Source organism: Adhaeribacter aerolatus (assembly GCF_007991635.1).
Classification (GTDB): Bacteria; Bacteroidota; Bacteroidia; order Cytophagales; family Hymenobacteraceae; genus Adhaeribacter; species Adhaeribacter aerolatus.
Genome location: NZ_BJYS01000010.1, coordinates 1 through 23,462 on the forward strand (window position 1 = coordinate 1; position 23,462 = coordinate 23,462).

A 23,462-nucleotide genomic window follows, 5' to 3' on the forward strand; every position below is an offset into this window, starting at 1 on the left:
ATTAATAAATACAACCATGAAAAAGCAAATATTGTTGGGCATGGTTACTTTATTAGTAGCTATACCTGGTTTTTCACAAATTAAGGCCGATGAAGATAATGCTATCGGTCCCAACGCAGTTCCCTTTCTGCCGAGTAACCTCAGCCAATTACCTTACATGAATTTTCATGGCTTTCAGTTACAGCCTAAGTTGTACCAGCCGAAAGGATTCCAGGGCGTTTTAATACCTAAACAGAAAACCGAAAAGCCCAACTGGCTTAAACCGGAAAATATTAAAAACAGCATGCCCCGGATGAAGCCGCCGGCCAATCAGAAAATGAGGGTGGCCCGACCAGATTCTACCATCCGGTACCATTAGCCACCGGCCGGGTAATATTTTATGCAAGTAGTAACATTAGTTTTCTTCTGGTTCAGTATGCTGGTGCGGTACCTTCGGGTTTACAACTAATAAAACCAAACTACTTTATTTAAGATAGTTCGGGTGCTATTTTTATTCTGATACCAAAATATTACTGCTTTTAAATATATTGCGGTGTATTATACTTACCTGCTCCTTCCCTGACTTTTTGCTGTAGTCGGTTTTATTTACTACAACAGGTTTCCGGGCCGGCAGATTTCCGGGCATACAAATTTTATAAACCATAACTAATCTATTAACCTGATACCACCCATGAGAAAACTACTTTCCTGCTTAATCCTGGCGCTGTTCTTAGCTGCCTGCGCCGGTTCTAAACCTAATAAAATTAACGACAAAGACTGGGTTAGTATTTTTGACGGCCGCACCCTGAACTGGTGGAAGGTCGGCGAAAACTCCAGCACCTTTCGGGTAGAAAACGGGGCCATTGTAGTAGAGGGCCCCCGGGCGCATTTGTTTTACGATGGCCCTTTACGGAACCATAACTTTAAAGATTTTGAGTTTAAAGCCGATGTAATGACCACACCGGGATCTAACTCGGGTATGTATATTCACACCGAATACCAGCAAACCGGCTGGCCCAGCAAAGGCTACGAAATTCAGGTAAACAATACCCACTCTGACTGGCGGAAAACCGGCAGTGTGTATGCCATTGCCGACGTTAAAGAACAACTGGCCCAAGACAATGAGTGGTTTACCCAGCACATTATTGTACAGGGCAAAAAAATTACAGTAAAAGTGAATGATAAAATTGCGGTAGAATATACCGAACCCGAAAATGTAAACCGCCCCAATGATATGGCAGGCCGCCTGTTATCCACCGGAACGGTAGCGCTGCAAGGCCACGATCCGAAAAGTAAAGTGTATTATAAAAATATTATGATTAAGCCTTTAGATTAATTTAAAACCCAAAGAATTCGGATTTCGAAAATATCTAATTTATACCAAATTGCATCAACTAGCTGCCATTAGTTAAACCTCACTGGTCTTAAAGACCTGTGAGGTTTAACTAATGGTATAACCATAGTTCTGCTATGGAAGATAGTTCATGAGATTTGGTATTATTTCCGCTATATAAAAACCGTCAGCTAGATTCTGGCGGTTTTCTTTTTAGGTTTTCTCTTCTATTTCTCCTATTATTTTTTCAGGAGCTTTAATAAGAATGGCCTCATTCAATAAATTACCCATTTGCCGCAAAGCCCGGGAATAAAGTCATGCCGCCATCCACAAACAGGGTAATGCCGTGCACGTAATCCGATTCGTCGGAGGCCAGCCAGGCAGCCGCTTCGCCAATGTCCTGCGCTACCCCAATCCGGTTGTAAGGAATTAATTCCAATAATTTTTGAGCAGCTTCTTCGGTTTCCCAGGCTTCGGTATTAATGCGGGTTTTAATGGCACCGGGTCCAATGCTGTTTACCCTGATTTTGTGGGGTGCCAGTTCCTGGGCAATAGATTTCATAAAGAGCATGACCCCGCCCTTGGAAGCTGCATAGTTCACGTGGCCAGCCCATGGAATAACTTCGTGCACCGAACTGATGCAGATTATTTTGCCGGCTGCCCGGGAAATATTTGGTTGTACGCCCCGCCGCATAAACTCTTTGGCAGCTTCACGGGCGCATAAAAACTGGCCGGTCAGGTTTACATCCAGCACCTTTTGCCACTGGGCCAGCGTCATGTCCAGAAAAGCAGCATCCTGCTGAATACCGGCATTATTTACCAGAATATGCAGGGTTCCAAATTCTGCTAATATTTGCCGGAACATTTCCTGCACCTGGTCTTCCTGGCTTACATCGGCTTTTATCGCTATGGCCTTACCGCCTTCTTCGGTAATTTCCCGCACCACTTTATCGGCTCCTTCGGCACTGCGCGAATAATTAACAATAACTGTTGCGCCATCGTCGGCTAAAGATTTGGCTATGCCGGTACCTATACCCGAACTAGCACCTGTTACCAGGGCAACCTGATTTTTTAACCGTAATTTTTCTTTCTGGGCCATGCTGCTGAATATTTGTCTCTAATTCGCTTTATCTTGATTAGTCTGATTTTACTCTATTTAGGAGTTATTTGTTCCTTCCAATCTCAGCCCGACTTCTTGCGGGCAATTACCAGTAACCCAATATTCTAAAATTCACTTGGTATAGGAATAAAACCTGAAAAAAGTAGGCGCAAAAAAAATAAAAACTTATATTAAAAACGTAAGCTTCTATCTCTGCCCTATGCCACTACAAACCTTGAACCCCGAAGTTATTACTCCGGAAAAGCCATCCGGCACGCCCGACCCTTACGTTATCACCAACGATAGAATTCAGGATCCGCCGGAAACCCTAAGCGGTATATTCAGCCACCTGGGGCCAGGTTTTGTGTTATCGGCAGCAATTGTAGGCTCCGGCGAACTAATTGCTACAACCGCACTAGGCGCCAGAGCCGGGTTTGTTACTTTCTGGATAATAATTCTGAGCTGTCTGGTAAAAGTTACCTTGCAACTGGAATGGGGCAAACACGCCATCCATTCCGGCGAAACCACCATGGCTGCCCTGAATAAATTGCCGGGCGGCAAATTAGGTAAAGTAAACTGGAGCATCTGGCTATGGCTTTTTATTCAGCTATTTAAATTTTTGCAGATGGGCGGCATTGTTGGGGGTGTGGCTATAATTTTAAATATGGTAGCCCCAGCCCTAAGTATTCCGGTTTGGGCGGTGGCCATTACCTTGCTCACGGCTTTACTGGTATTTAAAGGTTATTATAAACTCATTGAAAAGTTTTCCCTGGTAATGATGGTTTTCTTCACCGTCATGACTTTGGCTTCGGTCTATTTTCTACAGTTTACCGAATTTCAGATTTCCTGGGCCGACCTGCAACAAGGCCTGACTTTTACTTTACCGCCAGATATGGTAATGGTGGCCATTGCGGCTTTTGGTATTACCGGGGTAGGCGGCGACGAAATTATGTACTACCACTACTGGTGCATCGAGAAAGGTTACGCGGCCTATACGGGACCTAAACAAGCTACGCAGGAGTGGGAGAAAAGAGCCCGGGGCTGGATAAAAGTTATGTATTACGATGCCTTTCTGGCCATGGTGGTTTACACCATAGTTACAGCCGCCTTCTATGTGTTAGGCGCGGCAGTACTCCACCGGCAACACCTGGTACCGGAAGGCTACGATGTAATAAAAACTTTATCAACGATGTACACCAACACCTTAGGCCCCTGGGCCGAAGTAATATTTATGATTGGGGCTTTTATGGCACTGTACTCAACTTTCTTTACGGCTGCCGCCAGTTTTACCCGTACTTTTACCGATGCTTTCGGACAATTAGGTTGGCTGCGCTTTCACCACTACCCTACCCGGATGCGGGCCATTGCCATTTTGGCCTGGGTTTTCCCGCTGGCCTGGTGCGCCCTGTTTATCTTTATTAAACTGCCCGTAGGCATGATTTTGATTGGCGGTTTTATGACATCGATTCTGCTTTTGTTAGTAGTGGTAGCGGCCATTCACTTCCGGTACCGCCGTTTGCCTGCCCAGTTAAAACCCAGTCGTTTTTATGACCTGGCTTTTTGGGTAAGCGCCGGGGCAATTGTGACACTGGGTTTGTACGGCATTATCCAGGTTATAAAAATTTAGCGCATTATTATCCCGGATAAAGTTATAGTTACGCCACTTTTAGCAGAACCGCAAGACAAAACCTAAGCGCAATTTTAATAAGTCTTATACCAGGAAATTCCGATGTTATTAAAGTTGCTCGATTTGTTTTTTACCGGGCTGCACCTGGCCATTATCGGTTTTAATCTTTTCGGTTGGCTGTGGCCCCGTTTCCGGAAATTACATTTTTTATTAGTACTAGCTACGGCTGCCTCCTGGCTGCTGCTGGGCTTATGGTTCGGCTTGGGTTACTGCCCCATTACGGATTGGCAATGGCAGGTTAAAACCAAACTCGGTGAAAGAAACCTGCCCAATTCTTTTATAAAGTATTACGCCGATTACCTTACTGGCCGGGATTTTAGTCCGGCTTTGGTAGATACCTGGACGGCTATTTTATTTGGAATAGCGGCTTTACTATCGGTGTATTTTAATTTTATTCACCCAAAACTTAAGAGAACACCTGTTTAATCTTTTCAATCCATTTAAGAATAACTGCTGTTATACAAAAGCACCCAGCGTTATAAAGGTGAAGGATGGGGTACGAGAACAGTTTTAAGTTTCTACTCAACCTATTTGCTAAGCAGCTCTGGCCTGCGCACAGCTACTCGTTTAAGCACGAAGTGAGACAAATCTTAAGTTAAGACTATTATGACCTCTAATTTTAGTTATCCAGTTGCCAGCACCTTAGCTGAAAGCAACAGTAAAAGCTGCTGAGCAAGTGTAACAACCTTTACCATCCGGCTGTAAAGAACAACCCTTACATATTTGATTTGTGCCTTTCCGTGAAAGCTGAAAAATAGTTTGTTTATGTTTGTTAGACGTTAACAGATTACCACTAATGTTCAGCTTTCACAGGAAAGGGCTTAATATTTTTAATTATACCAGTTGCTCTGTATAAAGTATAACATATCTAATTTTTATAAGTCAAATTTCATATTAAATCAAACTTAATATTTCAACCCGTTTATTAAATTTTATATGGTAAAGCTAAATAATAGGTTTAAATTTAACAACACTATCCTATAAAAATAGTTATTTTATAAAATGCAGTCTTTAAATTAAAGCTATTTAATTTATTTTATACAAATACTGAACATTGCATTAAAATTTTAAAGGGATGAACATTAGACTTAAATCATCTTTAAACCAAGTGGTTAATATGGATTGATAGCAGCTACTTTTTTAATGCAGATACTGAGCCATAATAATTAACTTGCCGCCTCTAATTGGTTGCATGCGCCGCATAAAAAAGAAGATTTCGAACTGGAGTTGGGTCATTCTGAAGCTCTCTATCCTGACGGGTACCTTTTATCTTTTATACACATCTGTGATTGGAGACAGGCAAGAGCCGGAGACCTGGTTTTTAGAATTACTGCGTGCTTTGAAAAATGGTAAAGCCACCGGTATTTTGCTGGCGTTCGGCCTGATTTTTCTCAACTGGGGATTGGAAGCAAAGAAGTGGCAAAAACTGGCAGCCAAAGTAGAAAAGCTATCTTTTTGGCGGGCTTACCGGGCTGTGCTGGTAGGCATTTGCCTGGGTTTTATCACTCCCAACCGCCTGGGCGACTACGCCGGCCGGATTATGGAACTGCAAAGCCGTCAGCGGCTGGAAGCGTTGGGGTCCATATTTCTGGGGCGTTTTTGCCAGTTAAGTATAACCGTAGCGGCTGGTTCGGTTGGGGTCTTTTATTTCCTGGCCAACTTTTTAAAACCTGATTTAAGTATTCTGGTGGGTATTGCCACTACCCTGCTTTTAGTAAAAGGCAGTATTTTTCTCTTACTATTCCGACCTGGCATTTTGCTAAACGCTGCTACGGCCATTCCTTTTTTGAACCGGATGTTACCATACGTAAATATTATCTCTACCTATTCGGTGGCCGAAATGCGTTCTTTGCTATGGCTCTCTCTATGGCGCTACGGGGTTTTTCTGGGGCAGTTTATGTTGCTGCTAGTTGCTTTTGGGGTGCAGGTGCCCTGGTACGAAATGGCTTTGGGCGTGAGCAGCACTTTTCTCTTAAAATCGGTGGTACCTTCGGTAAGTGCCTTGGCCGACTTGGGTATGCGCGAATTATCGGCCATCTATTTTTTTAGTTTACTCGGGCAAAGCAGCTTGCTGGTGATGAGCGCTAGTCTAAGTTTATGGTTTATTAATATAGGCATTCCGAGTTTAATTGGTTTATGTTTTATCTGGCGCTTGCAGTGGAAGGTTAAAAGTAAGCGTAAGCGAAAAAAGGAAAATCAGAAGTTCGAATTGGAAATATAGGATTATAACACAACGGGCAGCCTTTATCAGGCTGCCCGTTGTGTTATAGAATTTTAAAGACTAACTATACGCTTAAACCCCATCCCTGCCGGTACTCACGGGTTACAAATTGCGTAGCTTCCGGTGAATTGGTAAATTTCATGTTCACCGAATCCCAAAGTAGTTTCTTACCGGGGAACCGGGGCGCAATCATACCCAGCAGCATGGTTTCGGTTAATGGCCCGGCGTAATCGAAGTTAGAAGAGGGCTGTTTTTTACCGTCTTTGCAGCAGCGCACCCAATCCATTTCGTGGCTCATGTCAACCCGGGCGATGGTTTTTGGCGGTTGTTTATAGCTATCCATACGGCTTTTAGGTAGTAAGCGCGGGTTAGAACCATACGTATCGTGCATGAGTTTACCTTTCTCGCCTACCATAATTACCCCACCGCCCTGGTTCATGTTTTCGGTTATATCCAGTTCTTCGGGGCGGGGTGGCATAATACCCCCATCGGTCCAGATAAGTTTTACCGGCGGCATATTTTCGCGAGCCGCAAACTGGTAGGTAATTTGGGTGGCCAACGGATAACTTACCCGCGGGTCCTCTTTGGTACCACCCCAAGGTGTGCTGGAGGCTTCCACGCTTTCGGGTGGGCCCAGTTTTAAGGCCCAGTTCGGATGATCTAATAAATGCGCTCCCATATCACCCAAAGCTCCTACGCCAAAATCGGTCCAGCCGCGCCACGCAAAGGGGTGGTAATCGGGATGGTACGGCCGCATGGGAGCCGGTCCGATAAATAAATCCCAGTTTAAAGTATCGGGTACGGGTACCGTATTAGTTGGCCGGGCCTGCCCTTGCGGCCAATACGCCATCGGCCGGTTGGTCCAGGCATAAACGGTGTGCACATTGCCAATGGCGCCATCCCAAATCCATTCGTTTATGAGGCGGGCGCCCTCGCTGGAGTGCCCCTGGTTACCCATTTGGGTGATTACTTTGGCTTTCCGGGCCGCCTCGGCCAAAGTGCGCGCTTCGTGCACCGTATACGTAAGTGGTTTTTGCACATACAGGTGCTTTTTGCGCCGGATAGCTTCCATGGCAATAACCGCGTGGGCATGGTCGGGCGTGGCAATAACCACCCCGTCAATGTCCTTTTTCATTTTATCGAACATCTCGCGGTAATCTTGAAATTTTTTAGCTTTGGGATACTGCTCTTTTAATTGCCGGAAATTCGTAATCTGTTCGTTGATGCTTTTGCGTTCCTGCTCGGTTTTAGCCGCACTCAGGCGCGTCTGTGCCCTGCTCATATCATCGTCGAGCTTGGTAAAAGCCTTTTCCATATAGGCCTTGTCTACATCGCACAAGGCCACTATATTCTGGCTCGATAAATTCAGCAGATTCGCTCTACCCATACCGCCTACCCCAATACCGGCCACATTAAATTTATCGCTGGGCGCTACGTACCCCGGCCCTCCCAGCACATAACGCGGAAATATGTAAAAGGAAGCAGCCGTTAAGGCAGCTCCTTTTAGAAATTCCCGCCTTCCTACCGATTTTTTTTCTTTCTTTTCAGGCGTTTGTTCTTTTTCAGACATGTTGTTGGTTATTTATGAAACGGTATAGGTAATCAGCCTTCCAATTATGGTTTTGGTTTTTAAGATATATATTTTAAAGTAAAATGCAGTACCATCAAGTTCTTTTTCTTAAATTTTTTTCCTCCGGAAAGCTAAATATCTGACTTGGTTAAACCAGAATAAAAGATTACTTGATTTTTATAGAAGGATATTTAAAATAAATTTGCCGCGCCTAAGACTTATTCCGGGGCGGCAATTTATGCAAATGCTACTTTGGAGCTTACTATTTACATACGGGTGGGTAATGCTGCGGCGGCTTTGGGCCTGGGAACACATGGAACCGGTAAATATTCCACCAGATTACCTGCCGGAAACCAAAATATCGGTTATCATCCCTATCCGCAACGAAGGCCCGCAAATTGCCCAACTCCTGCAGGATTTAAATGCCCAAACGTATCCGCCGCATTTATTCGAAGTGCTGGTAATTAATGATCATTCCGACGATGACTCTTTAGCTGTGGTTAATAGCTTGTTGCACCAGGTTGCTTACCCCTTGCGTTGCCTGAGCCTGGCAGAACAAACCGGTAAAAAGGCAGCCGTTGCCTTGGGTGTAACCGCAGCCACTGGCGAATTACTGGCTTTTACCGATGGGGATTGCCGGGTGCAGCCGGCATGGCTGGCTTGCCTGGCTTATTATTACACCAGCCAACAAGCTAAATTTATCAGTGGCCCGGTTCTTTACGAGCCCACACCTACTCTTTTTGAGAAGATACAGTTGGTGGAGTTCGCGAGCCTGATTGGTACCGGCGGAAGTTCCATTGCTTTGGGTCAGCCCAATATGTGTAACGGCGCCAACCTGGCCTACCCTAAGAGCGTTTTTGCAGAAGTCAATGGCTTTTCCGGCAACGAACACCTGCCCTCCGGCGACGATGAATTTTTAATGCACAAAGTACACCAGCGTTATCCGGGCTCCGTGTGTTTTATAAAGGCCGCAGGGGCTACCGTATTTACCCGCGCCAGACCCACTTTGGCCGAATTTTTTGCGCAACGGGTTCGCTGGGCCAGTAAATGGTCCGCTTACCAATCCTGGCGGGTAAAGCTGCTGGCCCTGCTGGTATTTGGTGTAAACTTTCTTTTGTTTTTAGGAATGATTCTGGTTGTAGCCGGCAAATTTTCGGTGGGTTTGCTGGTGGTGGCGTTAACCATAAAAATAATGATTGATTTTTCTTTCTTGAAAGCGGTCTTACGGTTTTTTAACAAATTAAATTATTTATATATTATTATACCTTTGCAGATTATTTATGTCCCGTACGTGGTAATTACCGCATTGGTAGCATTGCGGGGCTCTTATTCCTGGAAAGGGCGAAAAATAAAACCATGATATTTCAGGCCTGCTTAACCCTGCCAATTAACACAACTTTAACATTACAAGGCTGCTGTTAAAGATAAATTAATGGTTAAAGTATAATAAAACCCGCCAAAAAACAGTTTTAACCGAATAGCAATAGCATTCCTGGTTGCCTATGAACGAAATTGAATACGACATAATAGACGAACTTTATTTCGTGACTTCCTATGGGGACATTGCGGAGGCCTTAAACCTGAACGGCGAGGCTTTAAGCAATCATTTAGCCGGCCTGCTTAAAAAAGGTCATATAAAAGCCTTATACCCGGACCCAGATACCGAAGTATCGTTTGACGAAATACAGTTTAAGGCTAATTACCAGCAGTATTTTTATTTGGCTACCAAAGCCGGGTTAATAGCGCATAACTCCCGTTAAATGGCAGTAACCCAACCAGCAGTTACTATTTCCCGGCCACCCGCCTATTATATCCGGCAACGTCTTTGGCACAACCAGCCGGCTATGTTGGGTTTGCTGTTTATTCTGGTGGCCACGGTAATTGCCGTATTAGGGTATCTGATTCTGCCCGATTCTACGCCTAATGCCAACAACAGCTTCGTAGAATTGCAGAAGAAGCCGCCGGGCTTTTCGGTTAAGGTTTTGAGGATTCCCACAGATAAGGAATTAGCGCCACCCGCTAATCCATTCCGGAAAATGTTGTTTGGGCAGGAAGAAAACTACCGGGAATATCCTATCCGGAGTTACAGCCTGAAAGGCGATACTGTATTTGCGAAACCGTACGAACAAAATAAGGCCTTACCGCAGGAAGTTCTGAAATTTCACTTACCAAATTTATTAAATGCCGGTAGCCCCGATTTAAAACAATTGCCCGAAAACGTGGTTTATACGGAGCATTTTTGGTTGGGCACCGACAATGCCGGACGCGATGTACTCAGCCGTTTATTGCTGGGCACCCGTATTTCTCTCGGCATTGGCCTGGTGGCAGTGTTAATTTCCGTATTTGTGGGTATTGTGATTGGTGCCATCGCTGGCTACTTTGGTGGTTTAACCGATCGGTTTATGCAGTTCCTGATGACCGTTGTTTGGTCGGTGCCCAGCATCATGCTGGTAATAGCAATCTCGCTGGCCTTAAACAGCAAAGGTATTTGGGTATCTTTTGTGGCGGTAGGGCTTACCATGTGGGTAGACGTGGCCCGCGTGGTACGGGGGCAATTTTTAAGTTTGAAAGAAAAAACGTATATTGAAGCAGCTAGTGTATTGGGGTTGCCCCGGTACCGCATAATAATGTACCATTTATTGCCCAACATGACCGGGCCGCTGATAGTAATAGCCACCGCTAATTTTGCCTCGGCTATTTTAATGGAAGCAGGTCTGAGTTTTCTGGGGTTGGGTGTTCAGCCGCCGGCTCCGTCCTGGGGCATGATGGTTAGTGAAGGTTTTCAGTTGATAGGAGCAAAAGCAGGTTTTTTCCTTGTTTTACTACCCAGTGTTCTCATCAGCTTATTGGTGTTGAGTTTTAATCTGCTCGGTAACGGGCTTCGCGATGCATATGACCCTAAAATCCTCCTTACCCATACCCCTGGCTGATGCTGCGGATATAAAGAAGGAATTAAACCTGAAAAGGCTGGAGCTTTCGGCCCTGCTGGAAATTACCCAGGCAATAAATAATAATCTGCCCGAGTATTCCCTGTACAAGATATTCCACTTTACCCTGCTGGCACAGTTGCACATCAATCGGCTTACCTTGTTTGTGGTAGAAGACGACTGGGAATGTAAAATATGCTTTGGCACCAGTTATAATTTTAAAAAGCTGGATACCTTACCCGAAACCATTACCGCTATTTCCGAAATAACCTTAATCTCAGATTTAAATCTGGATTATAAATGGCAGGAATTTGAAACGGCTATTCCGGTTTATCAGAACAATAAATTATTGGCTTTTGTACTGATAGGTAACTCCCAGGCCTATTATTCTAATATTGCGGCGCTCTCTTTTGTGCAGACCATCAGCAATATTATAATTGTGGCCATGCAAAACCGGCGGCTGGCCCGCCAGCGCTTAGCCGAAGAAGCCATCCGCAACGAAATAAAAATTGCCCGGGAGGTGCAAACCATGCTTTTCCCGAAAACATTGCCCAACAACCAGGATGTGGTGGTGCACGCCAGCTATATTCCGCATTCTTCTATTGGCGGCGATTACTACGATTGCGTGGATATTGATGCCGACCGTTTTTTGTTTTGCGTGGCCGACGTGTCGGGGAAAGGCGTACCAGCTTCTTTGCTTATGTCTAACTTTCAGGCGGGTTTGCGCACCATTGTGCGCCAAACCGACAACCTGGTGAAAGTGGTAAACGAGCTGAATCATTTAATTTATAACAACGCGATTGCCGAAAAATTTATTACTTCTTTCCTGGGTATTTACAACCGCAAAACCCGCGAACTGCAGTATGTAAATGCCGGCCACAATGCTCCGGTAATGCTCTACGAAGATAACTCCTGTCAGTTATTAACCGAAGGCAGTACCATGCTGGGCATTTTTGAAGAATTGCCTTTTATTTCGGTAACCAAATTACAGGTGCCGCACAAAACCTTGCTGCTTTGCTATACCGATGGCCTCACGGAAGTATTTAACCTGGAAGAAGACGAGTTTGGCCTGGAAAATACCATTCAATTTCTGAAAAACTCCCGTTACCTAAGTTTGTCCAAACTCCACGTGGAATTACTCGAAGAAATTAAAAATCACAACCAGGGCAGCACCGCTTTCCAGGACGATATCACCCTGCTTTCCTGCCGGTTTAAATAAGCAATTATGAATATCTCTGAAATATCCTTCGGGCTTATTATTCTAAGAATAGGGCTTTTTAGTTTATCATAAAAACTAAAAAGCCCTATTTTTTACGCCAATCTATGCTGTTCCGGTCCTGCCGGTTCGTTGTTGCCTTTTATGTTGCTACTTTCACCAGTTCCCCAGATAAATTCAGAAATGACAAGATAAGCAGGTAATTTGTAGTGCAGGAACTTATCGATACATTTACATGTATCAATACATATATGACAACTAACCTGAAAGAACTGGAAAAAATGGCGAAAGCTTTGGGCGATGTGAACCGGCTGAAGATTCTGGAATTTCTGGCGCAACAGGGCGGCTCCGGATCGTGTTCAGCTATTCTGGGGTGCCTGAATCTGGCCCAGCCATCGGTTAGTCATCACCTGAAAGTTTTAACCCAGGCCGGTTTGATTGCTGCCGAAAAAGAAGGCCGAAATTTTACGTATTCGCTACAACCAGCGGGTTTTAACACCTTTATTTCCGGCATTTCATTCGGCAGGTCTCCTATTAAATGATGACGAATATTAGACAAAAAGCCGTAAAGGTTTAAGAAATAAATAATTTATAAATAATAAAGTATCGCAGACAATGAGCAAACAAAAAATAACAATAGATATTGTATCGGATATAAATTGCCCCTGGTGCTATTTAGGCGAAGCCCGCCTGCAAAAAGCAATAGATCAAACCCAGGACAAATACGATTTTGAAGTTCAGTTTAAACCATACGAACTAAATCCTTTTGCGGCGTCGGAAGGCGAAGACAAAGAAGAATATTTTATCCGGAATTACGGCCGCGATGGCCTCAGCCGCTTAACCGAATCGAGCCGCAGGTTGGTAGAAGCCGGTCAGGCCGAAGGCATTGTATTTGATTTTGAGAAGGCAAATTCCGTACATAATACCTTTAATGGCCACCGGCTTATTTGGCTGGCGCAACAATATGGGGTACAAACCGAGGTAGCTAAAGCTTTGTTCCGGGCTAACTTTACTAACGGCGAAAATGTAAATGACCCGGCCGTTTTAACCCGGATAGGTCAGGAGCATGGCATTCCGGCCGAGAAATTAAATAATTTCTTCGCTGGCGAAGAAGGCAAAGACGAAGTAAAAGCGTTGGAGCAACAAGCGCAGCAAGCCGGTATCAGTGGCGTGCCGGCCTTTGTCATAAACGAGCGCTACCTCGTTAGCGGCGCACAGCCTACTGAAACTCTCGTAAACGTGTTGAATCAAATTGCTCCGGTATATACCAATATCATCCCGGATGGCGCTACCTGCGAGGTAGGCGGGGATTGCTAAAAAGCTGGCGGTGATAATACCACCTATTGGGCCAGATGCCGTCCGAAACAGCAATATAGAATAGCTTCTATCATGGCATTAATTAGCCCAACGGTTAACCACCAACCGTTGGGCTAATTTTTTTGTGTAAATAAGCTACATCCTTATTTAGTCTCGGCCAGCACATTACGATTCATGGTTTCGTAAAAATCAGCCATAAGCTTGTCCTGGTCAAAATTCTTCCAGACCGTTATTTTGCGCGGGTTATTTGGCTGCTCTACCCACCTGTTATTTCGCAGAACAGTACTTGGTATTTGCCGGGAAGTCGCCCAAACCTATTTTTTTCAATAGCAACTGCAGCTATGTCTAATAGCGCCCGCGGCGGGGGTTTACCGTGGTAATAGATGTGCTCGAAAAGGTTTACCGAATAATCGCCGAAATTGGTGAAAGCTACCAGTGGCGACCGGTGACGGGTTCGGCCACCTTTGGTCCTTTACCCGGCATACGCTGGTTAATTCCGGCTTTGGTAGCCCGTACGGCATTGGTACTGTTTTCTTAAAGGTTTAAATATAGATATGTTCTTCCAGGTAAATTCCTTCTTTAATTTAATAAACCCGCCTATAATTGACCAGACGCAGGATATAAAATAGCAGCATTTTACTTGTGCGGCTAACCGTTTCGGCCATCCGGCTTAGCCGTTTTCGTTCGCCCCGGCTATCACAATTTCATCCCGAATTTCATTTTCTAATTCCAGCTCGTCGGGTTTACTCTGGCGGGACTCCGGTACATAGGGCAGTACTTGTTCTAAAGCACTTTTAAGGGATAACAAGGCTTGATGTTTGGGGCTGCCTGCCTCCTCCGGGTGCAGCAGCGTTTGAACATGGTCGAGTAAATCCTGAACAGATTGTGTAGTGAGGCTTACCGGTAAATTAGGTTGTTCGTTCATGATAATATTAAAATATTCGTTATGCTTAAAGTTTACCTTATGGCTTACGGTTTAAACAATCAGAAGGATAAACAACCTCTATCACAAAAAGTCCAGCCCATTGCTCCCCTTGCATAATTTATAAAATATATTAAATTATAATCCTCAATAAATTATATTAAAATCTATAATTAATCTGAACAACTAAACAATCTTCTATAATATTCTTATCTAATAAATAAGACTATTTCAAACCTGATATTAATTAAAGACAAGTTTCGCATCTCAGATATCACCTTTCGAACACCTTAAATATTAACAATAGGATACCTACTAAAAAAATAAAACCCATCCGGAAATCAGATGGGTTTATTTCTTTTAAAGTTTACCAGCGTTAGTTAACAGACACCATCTTGTATTTTTGTAATTGTTCAACTGGGCCAATCTGCACCTTCTGAATAACTCTTCCCCGCTTTTTAAGCGCAATCTCAACCGGCGCCATGGCTTTAGTTAAGTCAGAAGAGATTACTTTTCCATAAAAATTTAATGCTTCCACCGAAGCACCCTTTTCAAAAGTATGTCGTTGCTGGTTTTTATTTACCGGATGGCCGGGAATTAACTGATAATTAGTACAGATTACTTCGTACTTGGGCAAAAAAGGCTTAATAACGCTGGTAAATATTTTTTTCATAAACTTCTTTTTAAATACAATTTTCGTCTGATTATTTATAATGTTTAATTTCCAGATAAAGTAATAAATAAAAATTTACATTGGCAAATAGTTATACTGTATTTTTTAAATATTACATCCAAAAATAAATATTTTTCTATTATTAAAATATTTATAAATACAAACCAAGCAGCATCTTCTAAATATCTTTGGCGGTGAATGCCTGCGACAATCTCCACACGCAGTAAACTGATGGATACAGGAATTATAAAGCTGGCTATAATTGGAAAGTAGACATCAACAGATCAGGGTTTTAAGAAAAAGCAAATTTTGTTGGTCACCCGGAATTTGTTAATTATCTTACATAATGTTTTTACTGTTGCTTTGAGAGGATGACGAAAATAAGAGAAACAACTGCTATTCCGGATAATGAACAAATCCGGCTGGAATGTTTAAGATCTTACCGGATTCTGGATAGCCAACCCGAGGCTCCTTTCAACCTTATTGCTACCCTGGCTGCCGAGCGGTTTAATGCGCCGGTTGCCCTTATATCATTAGTAGATAAATACCGGGTTTGGTATAAAGCCAGTATAGGTCTAGGAGGTATAAACGAAGTTCCCCGGCAGGACAGCCTGTGTTCGATGGTTGTTTTACAGGATGCGGTAACGGTAATTAACGATGCTTTACAGGAACCATGCTTGTTGGTTAATCCGTTTGTGGCCAGTAATTTTGGATTGCGTTTTTATGCCGGCGCCCCCATTAAAACGCCGGATGGCCTACGTCTAGGCGCTGTATGTGTAATTGATAAACATCCGCGTTATTTTGATGAATCAGAGCAGAAAGGCCTGGAAGAACTGGCTGCTATGGCCATGCAGGAAATTAAGAACCGCCTTTGTTCTTAAACGGGTTAATAAAACGTTGTTAATACAACATTAAGAGTACTGTTTGTTTAGATACCAATTCGTTCTACTTCTACTGATTCATTTTTTTTCCCGATTGAATCACCTAACAGAAAGCGCCAGAACTGTTTCTATATTTCTCCCAAAATTTATTTAAGCCATTAGTAAACCTGCAGTAGCAGTATACCGGTTGGCATTAGTATTTAAAAACAAAAAACTCCGACGTAATTGCCGGAGTTTTTTTTCCATTCTCAGGAATTTACAAAAAAGATTAAGTTCTCATAAATTATCCCTTCTCTTCTTCAAAAGCTTGTGTTCTATAAAGGTTAAAAGGTTAGGTTCAGCATTCTGAGCTTTACCGTTTATGCGACACTAGTTCTTACCCTTATCTTTATGGTTCACGCAGAATATTTTTCAAGAAGCCGCCGTTATGCCAATTTCCAACCATTCTGGTATTCGCGTTTTACAAACTGATTTGCTTCGTCGAAGTTCGTAATCCGGGTATTTTTACCATCCCACAGCAGCTTTTTGCGGCCGGGATAAGTAAAGCCTTTGCCATCGGCGGTTGGGTTACGCAAGGTGTAACTCCGGATAGCCAGGTTACCCATCAGTACGGTTTCGGTGAGCGGACCAGCGTAATCGAACGAGGAAGTTAAGGCTTTGTGCTTGGCACTGTTGTAACCGGCTTTACAGGCCTCCTGCCAGGCCAGGTTATGGCCCCATTCGGGTACACTGGGGCTGGAAGCACTGGGGGAAGTGGTGAGTACCTGACCGGTATTCAAAAATACTTTCGGGTTAACGCCGTAAGTGCCGCAATTCATCACGCCTTTGGTGCCAATCATATACACGCCATTCGCGCCGTCCGGTTCGCTCAGTTGGGCATCAGCCGGAATTACATCGGGCCGGAAAGCCCGGATACCACCATCAGACCAGGTCATGGTAATGGGGGTTTTGTTTTTAGCGGTGGCCGGGAACTTTAATTGTACGTGCGAGGATGGCGGTGCGCCTTCTGGCAGATATTCTGCGTTCCAGTCTTTCAAAAACACCGAACCAATACTGGCTTCTACTTCGGTTGGGTAACCCAGGCCTAACACCCGGAAAGGCGGATCGATGAGGTGGCATCCCATGTCGCCGAGCGCACCGGTACCAAAATTCCACCAGCCCCGCCACTTAAACGGATGATATGCCGGCGTATAACCTACTTTGGTGGCCGGGCCAATCCATAAATCCCAATCCAGATACTCCGGCGCCGGTCCGGTAGACTGAGGCACGGGAATACCTTGCGGCCACACCGGCCGGTTTGTCCAGACGTGTACCGAATGCACATCGCCAATAACGCCGTCGTTAAACCATTTTATCATTTGCTGCTGATCCGGGTTAGAAGCACCCTGGTTTCCCATTTGGGTTACTACCTTGTATTTCCGGGCCGCTTCGGTAAGCAGGCGGGCTTCGTAAATATTATGCGTGAGCGGCTTTTGCACATACACGTGTTTGCCCAACTGCATGGCCGCCAGGGCTACCAAAGCGTGGGTATGGTCGGCGGTAGAAACCGTAATGGCATCAATATTCCGCCGCTCTTTCTCCAGCATCTGCCGGAAATCTTTATATTTCTTCGCTTTCGGGTGTTTGGCGAATTGGTCTTTCGCGTGGTTCCAGTCTACATCGCAGAGGGCCACAATGTTATTAGCACCGTTGTTATAGGCATTATTTACGTCCGAAAAACCTTTGCCCGCAACGCCTACCCCGGCAATGTTTAATTTATCGCTGGGGGCAATAAATCCTTTACCGAGCACGTGCCGCGGAAAAATAAAAAAACTGCCAGCCGCTGCCAGGGCACCGGCCTTGAGAAAATCGCGACGCGAGGTCGTGTTTTTTTCTTTTTCTTTCATGTTTACTTTAAGGTGGTTAACTAAAATACTAAAAGCATCAAGTTATAAATAGGAAGTAAGAATAGGAAGTAGAAAGGGTATTATTTTTAAACAAAGGAGTGAATGCAGGTAAAATTAATATGGGGGATGTAGAAATTTTTATCCTATAAAAAGGCTGGATAGGCTGTTCCTAGGAAAGGCACTAGCGGACGCTTGCGCTAGTGGAAAGTGAATTATCCAAACTAAATTCTACTTAACATTAATGGGCGGAATAACCTTCGCAAATGGCTTCTCCTCCCCTTCTACATACCATTCGGCATGGATACTGGGCTGTTCATCTAAGGTAAGCGATAGCCAGTTGCGGGCTCCTATAATGCGGCGGTTTGTTCCCGGAAACTTTAATAAGCGGGCGGTTATGCCCTGGTCCAAGACTTCCACCTTGCCGGCTAACAGTTTTTCCATCATGTACACCACCAGGGTGGGCGGCGGTAAATTCACCATAGCCGAGGAAGTGAGTTGGTTTATTACCAGGGGCTCAGCACCCGTATTAGCTTCCGGTTCTGACTGAATAAAACCAGTAAAAGCCACGTGGGCATCGCCGGAAACCAGCGTAACCCGGCAGCCGGATTCCTGCGAAAATTTCAACAACCCTCGAATCAACCGGAGGCGTTCCTGCTGGTGCGCCCGGCTCAGCCACTGGTCTTTTAGGTCGTCTTCCATGCGCTGCTGGCCTGGTCTGATATTCAGAGCAGTTTCTAGTAAGGTTAAGTCGGCATTTACCACCGGAATCCCGGATAGAACGAGCAAGTGTTTACAAGCTTTCTGAGGGGTACCGTCGGGCAATAATTTTTCACGTATCGCCTCATCCAGCCAGGTCTGCAAAGAATCCCACGATTCCGGACTCGTTACCTGGTTCTGGGTACGCTCCGAGCGTAAATCCAGGGCTACCAAAGCCAGGTCACCCATCCGGTGCGCGAAGGTGTAACCGCTTTTGCCCAGTAAAGCAAGTTCCCCGATAACTCCATCGGTATTGGTTTGTAACTGAAAAAGCCGGAAGTGCTCGCGGGCCTGGTAGTATATGCCTTTAAAAACAGGGCATTCCTGCTGTTCGGGCACATATGAGCCCCAGCCATCAAAAATATCGTGGTCGTCCCACATCATAAGGGTCGGAATCTGGCTGAGGATAGCGGCAGGTTGTTTCTGGCTCCACATGCGGGTATACAGGTTGAAGTAAAAGCTGGCTACTTCCTGCTCCATTTCGGGGGTAAAAGGCGCCTGTACCCTTTTCTTAAGCTTTTTACTTAACCAGTTACGCAAAGCCGGCACCATTTCCCATACCTGGTCGGAATAAACCTGGTCGCCGCCCAGAAAAAATAAATGATAAGGTTTTTCCTGATGAACCCGCGCCAGCACTTTCCACATGGCGTTTTTATTCCGGAGCTTATTAACGTCCTGCAACGTATGCACCCCAAAACAAGAGCCATAACAAATCCGCAAAGGCTTATTTAGTTCGGGCACCAGGTACTGATAGGCGGTTCCGTTGTTTACTGCGTACGTCACTATTTGCTCGCTGTTGGTTTGCGCTACCCACCAATCCAGCCGCCACACATAAGATCCGGCAAAAGTCTTTAACAGAACAGCTACAGCATTGGCCTGAAACCCGCCAACAGTAAAGGTAAGCTGCGGCGGGGTTGCATTATCGGCCAAAACCAACAGTGCCGAAGTATACCACCGACCTTCTTTGCTACCCCGAAAACCCAATACAGGACCAACTATTATTCTACCGGTCATATGCTTATTTTTTCCGGTATAGGCTTTTTGCCGTTGTTTGTTTCAAATAGCTGAAAAAAGGTGCATTGGTAATTAAAATGAGAAATATTGCTATCCATGGCTTTTCTCCTCCTTTCAGCGCTTTTCCTTTATCACCTACAAAACCAGAAAGGCTGCAATAGATTACCTCCCCTGGTTAAATGCCTTGCATATTCACCCCTGCACTTTCCCGCACCTCTACGGTTTTGCCCATCTTTTTCTGAATAATTTTAAAATGATGCTCGTCTTCGGGGGTAATCAAGGAAATAGCTTCGCCGGTGGCGCCTGCCCGGCCCGTGCGGCCAATCCGGTGAACATAATCTTTGGGAGAGCGGGGCAAGTCGTAATTGATTACAAATGGCAACAACTGAATATCGATGCCGCGGGAAGCTAAATCAGTAGCTACCAGGGCGCGGAGTTGGCCCGTTTTGAAGCGCCTTAAGGCTTCGGTGCGGGCACCCTGGCTTTTGTCGCCGTGCAAGGCCATAGCCTCTATGCCGTTCTTGTTTAGCTTTACCACCAGATTATCGGCATTGCGCGTACTCGATACAAAGATGAGCACCTGTGCCATTTCTTCGTGCTTTAGCAGGTAGCGCAAAAAAGGACCTTTCCGTTCGGAACTAACCCGATAGGCCACCTGCCTGATTAAATCAATGCCTTCATTGGTGGGTGTTTCGGCCACCGAAATTACTACCGGGTTTCGAAGCATTCTTTCTTTAATGGCTTTAATATCGTCGGCGAGGGTGGCAGAAAACAACAGGTTCTGGCGTTTGGGTGGCAGCAGTTTCAGGATGCGGTCTACTTCTTCGGCAAAGCCCAGGTTCAGCATTTTATCGGCCTCGTCGAGTACCAAAACGGCTACTGCCGACAGGTGCACCGCCCGGTTTTCTATTAAATCAAGCAAACGGCCCGGCGTGGCTACCAATATATCGGTACCGCTCAGGGCTTTCATCTGCGGGTTAATGCTTACGCCGCCAAACACCGCCAGCGTTTTTACCCGCTCTCCCAAATACAAGCTAAACCCCTGAAATACGGTAGCCACCTGCAAGGCTAACTCGCGCGTGGGAACCAGCACCAGGGCTTGTACAAACCGGTTGCGGGTGGGCTTTCTTTCGCGAAACTGTTCCAGCATGGGCAAGGCAAAACCAGCCGTTTTACCGGAACCGGTGGGGGCAATACCTAAAATATCGTGGCCCGCTAAAATAGCCGGAATGGTTTGTTCCTGAATAGGATAAGGCTGCTGATAGCCCTGCGCATTGATGGCTTTGAGTAAAGGAGCAGATAAACCGAATTGGGAAAAATCCATAAAGCAGGTTTGGGGTTTAGGCCGAAAAGAGTTGTAAGGCAGCAAAGGTACATTTATTAAACTAAATAGCCTGAAAGGGCTATAGTGCCCAACGGCCGGAAGGGGCAAATAGCACTTGCTGCCGTTGCAGAAATGGGAATATTCAGGCTGAACTTTTAGTAAGAAGGATATAATCCGGAAATTTTTTAGTGGGTGGAATGACGCAGTTTCTAAACTTATAAAGCAGTTTATGAATTAAAATTTGTATATTGAAAAAAATTTGCAACTTATATGCTGGCTACGTTGTAGTAAGTATATAATAAAAAACAAAATATGAATAACGGAAAAGTAAAATTCTTTAATGAACTGAAAGGTTTTGGGTTTATTAAAGATACAAATTCAGATCAGGATTACTTTGTACATGTCTCTGGGTTAGTAGACGAAATCAGAGAAAATGACGAAGTAACTTTTGACCTGCAAGAAGGCAAAAAAGGTCTAAATGCGGTTAACGTTAAACGCGCTTAGTTTAGATATGAAGAAATCAATAAAAAAGCCTTACAATACAGTAAGGCTTTTTTATTGATTTCTTTAAAATTGAAGTCTTCTTTTAGAAGAGCCTTGTCAGGATTGTGAATTTAACCAAAATTAAAGTGAACAGAAAATATTTAGTTGACCCGATTACCCGTGAGTACTTATGTGTAGCTCTGAAAAAAGGAAAGGATTGGGAACCGAACAACCAGAAATCTTTGCCCGGCTTTATGGATTCGCGCACCAACCTGGATAATCCCGAATCTGAGTTGGTAACCGGCGAATTTAATGATAATTCATTTTATGAAAAGTGGATCCGGAACGGCACTAATTACATTTTGCGGTAGCCCTCCGGCATTAATCAGGCACTTAACAACTTAAAAAAACAAAAATCAGATAACAACAAATGGGTAAATCTCAAGAAACCTTTAACAAAAAAGAAAAAGAAAAGAAAAGACTAAAAAAACGTCAGGATAAAGAACAGAAAAAGGAAGAACGTAAAGCTACTTCGGCCAAAGGACAAAGCCTGGAAGAATTATTTGCTTACGTAGACGATAACGGCAATATAACTACCACGCCGCCGGATCCGAAGAAAAAGCGAATTGTTAACCAGGAAGATATTCAGATTGGTATATCGCGGCAGGCGCCACCCGACCCCGCCGATCTAATCCGGAAAGGAACAGTAACCTTCTTTAATTCTTCTAAAGGATATGGTTTTATTAAAGACCACGAAACCCAGGAGAGTATTTTCCTTCACCAGAATAGCTCTGCCGGCCCGGTAAAAGAAAACGACCAGGTTACGTTTGAAGTTGAAAAAGGACTAAAAGGCCTGAACGCCGTTAATGTAAAGGTTATTTCTTAACATACAGTTTAGCCGCTTTAAGAAGTTCAAAGCCGTATTTTTTTTAATAATCCTTTTTGCTTTGTGCTGCCAATCCATTAGTCTTCGGTTAGGCGCAATAAACGCTACTTGTAGTCTTGGTAGACTACAAGTAGCGGAATTTTAACTGTTCGTAAGTTTACCAAATCCTTAGATTTGGGAAAATGCGGCAGGTACCAGAAAGGTTCGGGTAATATTGGAAACAATCCGGGCATTAGCATATTCGGGTATGCTGCTGATTTTTTTCCATTCGGGATCGCTGCCAAATACTTTCCAGTTCTTATCATGTTCGGCCATGTCGTCGAAGGTCAGCATGTAGGTCAGGTTCGGCCGCATTTCCCCAATCAGGGTTTCACCGAAAAATACCGGGGTTAAACCTACTCTCTTAAAAATGGCAATTTCGCCGCCTTCGTTAAACATTTCTATTTTCTTCTTGCCGGCCACCTCACTGTGGCTCTCGTATCGCCGCAGCTCAAACATACGGGGCTGTTTGGCTGGCAACTCCATTTTAGGCATAAAAGCAAAAGCTTTCATAAAAGAGCTCTGAATGCGGTCGTAGGCCGGGGCGGTGGCAGGGGCCGTTAAATAAGCAGCGCCTGCTTTTACATAAGCCGCGTCCTGCATCAATTTATCGTTTACTTTTATAAAATCTTCTACCGAATTAAAAGGAATAACGGCGTACAATTTGGTTTGCCCTTGGGGTTGCTGCTCGGTAAAAACACCAATATTTTTGCTGCCCAATTTATTTAAGGCCGGTATGGCCGCCTGCTGAAAATAATCTTCAACCAGCTTTTGCTGGGTTTCGTTTTTAAGGGTATATACCCGCAGTTCGTAAAACTCCGCGTTGGCTTTCTTTTGTACCGTGTTACCGGTAGCAGCCAAGCTTACCTGGGGCAAAAAACCCGCTACAGTACCGGTAAGCAGGGATGCCTTTACAAAATTCCTTCTTTTCATATAAGATAATATTAGAGTGTTTGTTTAAATACCTGATTGCTCCCGAGCATTAAGATTTAAATCTTTAAAATTTAAGCCTTTCTTTTTTACCAACCTGCTAATAGCGCCCGGATAAAAACCCAAAGTAGAAAAAGCCTCACCCCCATCCAAATTTTAGCTTTGAAATTGTGAATAATACAATATACCGCCGCTTAAAAACCATTCCGCTCCTGCATCCATATTCCGCCCTTGTGGTTGCGAGGCACAGATATGATATTTACTCCGGGCAAAACAAATTTATTCTGGTTTCATTAAGACTTTAAATGGTATTACAGAT

At 44.4% G+C, this 23,462-nt stretch carries 24 protein-coding genes; 16 read left to right on the forward strand and 8 right to left on the reverse strand.

All coding sequences use genetic code 11. The features are described from left to right. Together AAE02nite_RS08635 and AAE02nite_RS08640 are read left to right on the forward strand one after the other, a co-directional pair. On the forward strand, window positions 1-358 hold a 358-nt coding region (locus AAE02nite_RS08635; RefSeq protein WP_218033455.1), incomplete at its 5' end, for a hypothetical protein. 312 nt (window positions 359-670) lie between these two features. Further along, window positions 671-1,315 (forward strand): 3-keto-disaccharide hydrolase, encoded by a 645-nt coding sequence (locus AAE02nite_RS08640; protein WP_146897158.1) that lies wholly within the window; start codon window positions 671-673, stop codon window positions 1,313-1,315. A gap of 280 nt (window positions 1,316-1,595) precedes the next feature. Here the strand turns inward: AAE02nite_RS08640 and AAE02nite_RS08645 are convergent, their stop codons facing one another. Further along, window positions 1,596-2,411 carry an SDR family oxidoreductase gene (locus AAE02nite_RS08645; protein ID WP_146897161.1) on the reverse strand — a complete coding sequence of 272 codons (816 nt, stop codon included), beginning with the start codon at window positions 2,409-2,411 and terminating at the stop codon, window positions 1,596-1,598. A 220-nt stretch (window positions 2,412-2,631) separates the two neighbouring features. Here AAE02nite_RS08645 and AAE02nite_RS08650 point away from each other — a divergent pair, with 220 nt between their 5' ends. From AAE02nite_RS08650 to AAE02nite_RS08660, 3 genes are all read left to right on the forward strand, one after another. After that, the gene (locus AAE02nite_RS08650; protein WP_170252554.1) at window positions 2,632-4,038 is read left to right on the forward strand and encodes an Nramp family divalent metal transporter; all 1,407 of its coding nucleotides are present in this window, start codon (window positions 2,632-2,634) and stop codon (window positions 4,036-4,038) included. A 102-nt stretch (window positions 4,039-4,140) separates the two neighbouring features. Next, the gene (locus AAE02nite_RS08655) at window positions 4,141-4,524 is read left to right on the forward strand and encodes a DUF2784 domain-containing protein (RefSeq protein WP_146897164.1); all 384 of its coding nucleotides are present in this window, start codon (window positions 4,141-4,143) and stop codon (window positions 4,522-4,524) included. Between the two features lie 766 nt (window positions 4,525-5,290). Beyond that, window positions 5,291-6,319: a lysylphosphatidylglycerol synthase transmembrane domain-containing protein gene (locus AAE02nite_RS08660; RefSeq protein ID WP_146897167.1), complete on the forward strand. Its 1,029-nt coding sequence runs from the start codon at window positions 5,291-5,293 to the stop codon at window positions 6,317-6,319. Window positions 6,320-6,383: 64 nt separating this feature from the next. Here the strand turns inward: AAE02nite_RS08660 and AAE02nite_RS08665 are convergent, their stop codons facing one another. Further along, window positions 6,384-7,889, reverse strand: coding sequence for a Gfo/Idh/MocA family protein (locus AAE02nite_RS08665; protein ID WP_146897170.1), 1,506 nt, complete (start codon window positions 7,887-7,889; stop codon window positions 6,384-6,386). A 238-nt stretch (window positions 7,890-8,127) separates the two neighbouring features. On the opposite strand from AAE02nite_RS08665, the gene AAE02nite_RS08670 reads away from it, so the two are divergent. From AAE02nite_RS08670 to AAE02nite_RS26240, 7 genes are all read left to right on the forward strand, one after another. Next, window positions 8,128-9,249, forward strand: coding sequence for a glycosyltransferase (locus AAE02nite_RS08670; RefSeq protein WP_146897338.1), 1,122 nt, complete (start codon window positions 8,128-8,130; stop codon window positions 9,247-9,249). A gap of 142 nt (window positions 9,250-9,391) precedes the next feature. Further along, window positions 9,392-9,649: a hypothetical protein gene (locus tag AAE02nite_RS08675; RefSeq protein WP_146897174.1), complete on the forward strand. Its 258-nt coding sequence runs from the start codon at window positions 9,392-9,394 to the stop codon at window positions 9,647-9,649. Next, window positions 9,650-10,819, forward strand: a complete 1,170-nt coding sequence (locus AAE02nite_RS08680) for an ABC transporter permease (protein ID WP_246150901.1) — start codon at window positions 9,650-9,652, stop codon at window positions 10,817-10,819. It abuts the gene before it with no gap. Then, window positions 10,782-12,035 (forward strand): PP2C family protein-serine/threonine phosphatase, encoded by a 1,254-nt coding sequence (locus tag AAE02nite_RS08685; protein WP_146897177.1) that lies wholly within the window; start codon window positions 10,782-10,784, stop codon window positions 12,033-12,035. Before AAE02nite_RS08680 ends, AAE02nite_RS08685 begins: the two co-directional genes overlap by 38 nt. Before the next feature lie 248 nt (window positions 12,036-12,283). Next, on the forward strand, window positions 12,284-12,574 hold the full coding sequence (locus AAE02nite_RS08690; RefSeq protein WP_146897180.1) for an ArsR/SmtB family transcription factor: 291 nt from the start codon (window positions 12,284-12,286) through the stop codon (window positions 12,572-12,574). 73 nt (window positions 12,575-12,647) lie between these two features. Next, the gene (locus AAE02nite_RS08695) at window positions 12,648-13,349 is read left to right on the forward strand and encodes a DsbA family oxidoreductase (RefSeq protein WP_146897183.1); all 702 of its coding nucleotides are present in this window, start codon (window positions 12,648-12,650) and stop codon (window positions 13,347-13,349) included. A gap of 385 nt (window positions 13,350-13,734) precedes the next feature. Continuing rightward, window positions 13,735-13,887, forward strand: coding sequence for a hypothetical protein (locus AAE02nite_RS26240; protein ID WP_170252555.1), 153 nt, complete (start codon window positions 13,735-13,737; stop codon window positions 13,885-13,887). 132 nt (window positions 13,888-14,019) lie between these two features. Here AAE02nite_RS26240 and AAE02nite_RS08700 read toward each other — a convergent pair whose 3' ends face one another. Further along, on the reverse strand, window positions 14,020-14,274 hold the full coding sequence (locus AAE02nite_RS08700; protein WP_146897186.1) for a hypothetical protein: 255 nt from the start codon (window positions 14,272-14,274) through the stop codon (window positions 14,020-14,022). A gap of 373 nt (window positions 14,275-14,647) precedes the next feature. Then, complete coding sequence (locus AAE02nite_RS08705) at window positions 14,648-14,944, reverse strand: hypothetical protein (RefSeq protein ID WP_146897190.1); 297 nt, start codon at window positions 14,942-14,944, stop codon at window positions 14,648-14,650. A gap of 371 nt (window positions 14,945-15,315) precedes the next feature. Between AAE02nite_RS08705 and AAE02nite_RS08710 the strand changes: the two genes are divergently transcribed. Then, window positions 15,316-15,825: a GAF domain-containing protein gene (locus tag AAE02nite_RS08710; protein WP_146897193.1), complete on the forward strand. Its 510-nt coding sequence runs from the start codon at window positions 15,316-15,318 to the stop codon at window positions 15,823-15,825. Between the two features lie 425 nt (window positions 15,826-16,250). Here AAE02nite_RS08710 and AAE02nite_RS08715 read toward each other — a convergent pair whose 3' ends face one another. From AAE02nite_RS08715 to AAE02nite_RS08725, 3 genes are all read right to left on the reverse strand, one after another. Next, a complete protein-coding gene (locus tag AAE02nite_RS08715; protein ID WP_146897196.1) occupies window positions 16,251-17,711 on the reverse strand; it encodes a Gfo/Idh/MocA family protein in 1,461 nt (486 codons plus the stop codon). A 228-nt stretch (window positions 17,712-17,939) separates the two neighbouring features. Further along, window positions 17,940-19,481 (reverse strand): alkaline phosphatase D family protein, encoded by a 1,542-nt coding sequence (locus tag AAE02nite_RS08720; RefSeq protein ID WP_146897199.1) that lies wholly within the window; start codon window positions 19,479-19,481, stop codon window positions 17,940-17,942. A gap of 175 nt (window positions 19,482-19,656) precedes the next feature. Further along, complete coding sequence (locus tag AAE02nite_RS08725; protein WP_146897204.1) at window positions 19,657-20,805, reverse strand: DEAD/DEAH box helicase; 1,149 nt, start codon at window positions 20,803-20,805, stop codon at window positions 19,657-19,659. 312 nt (window positions 20,806-21,117) lie between these two features. Here AAE02nite_RS08725 and AAE02nite_RS08730 point away from each other — a divergent pair, with 312 nt between their 5' ends. The 3 genes from AAE02nite_RS08730 to AAE02nite_RS08740 all read left to right on the forward strand — a co-directional run bounded on the left by AAE02nite_RS08730 (window position 21,118) and on the right by AAE02nite_RS08740 (window position 22,174). Next, entirely contained in the window at window positions 21,118-21,309 is a 192-nt protein-coding gene (locus tag AAE02nite_RS08730; RefSeq protein WP_146897207.1) for a cold-shock protein, read from the forward strand. A 125-nt stretch (window positions 21,310-21,434) separates the two neighbouring features. Beyond that, window positions 21,435-21,659: a hypothetical protein gene (locus tag AAE02nite_RS08735; protein WP_146897210.1), complete on the forward strand. Its 225-nt coding sequence runs from the start codon at window positions 21,435-21,437 to the stop codon at window positions 21,657-21,659. Between the two features lie 59 nt (window positions 21,660-21,718). Next, complete coding sequence (locus tag AAE02nite_RS08740; RefSeq protein ID WP_146897213.1) at window positions 21,719-22,174, forward strand: cold-shock protein; 456 nt, start codon at window positions 21,719-21,721, stop codon at window positions 22,172-22,174. A gap of 168 nt (window positions 22,175-22,342) precedes the next feature. Here AAE02nite_RS08740 and AAE02nite_RS08745 read toward each other — a convergent pair whose 3' ends face one another. Then, window positions 22,343-23,146 (reverse strand): NIPSNAP family protein, encoded by an 804-nt coding sequence (locus AAE02nite_RS08745; protein ID WP_146897216.1) that lies wholly within the window; start codon window positions 23,144-23,146, stop codon window positions 22,343-22,345. Window positions 23,147-23,462 lie beyond the last annotated feature (316 nt).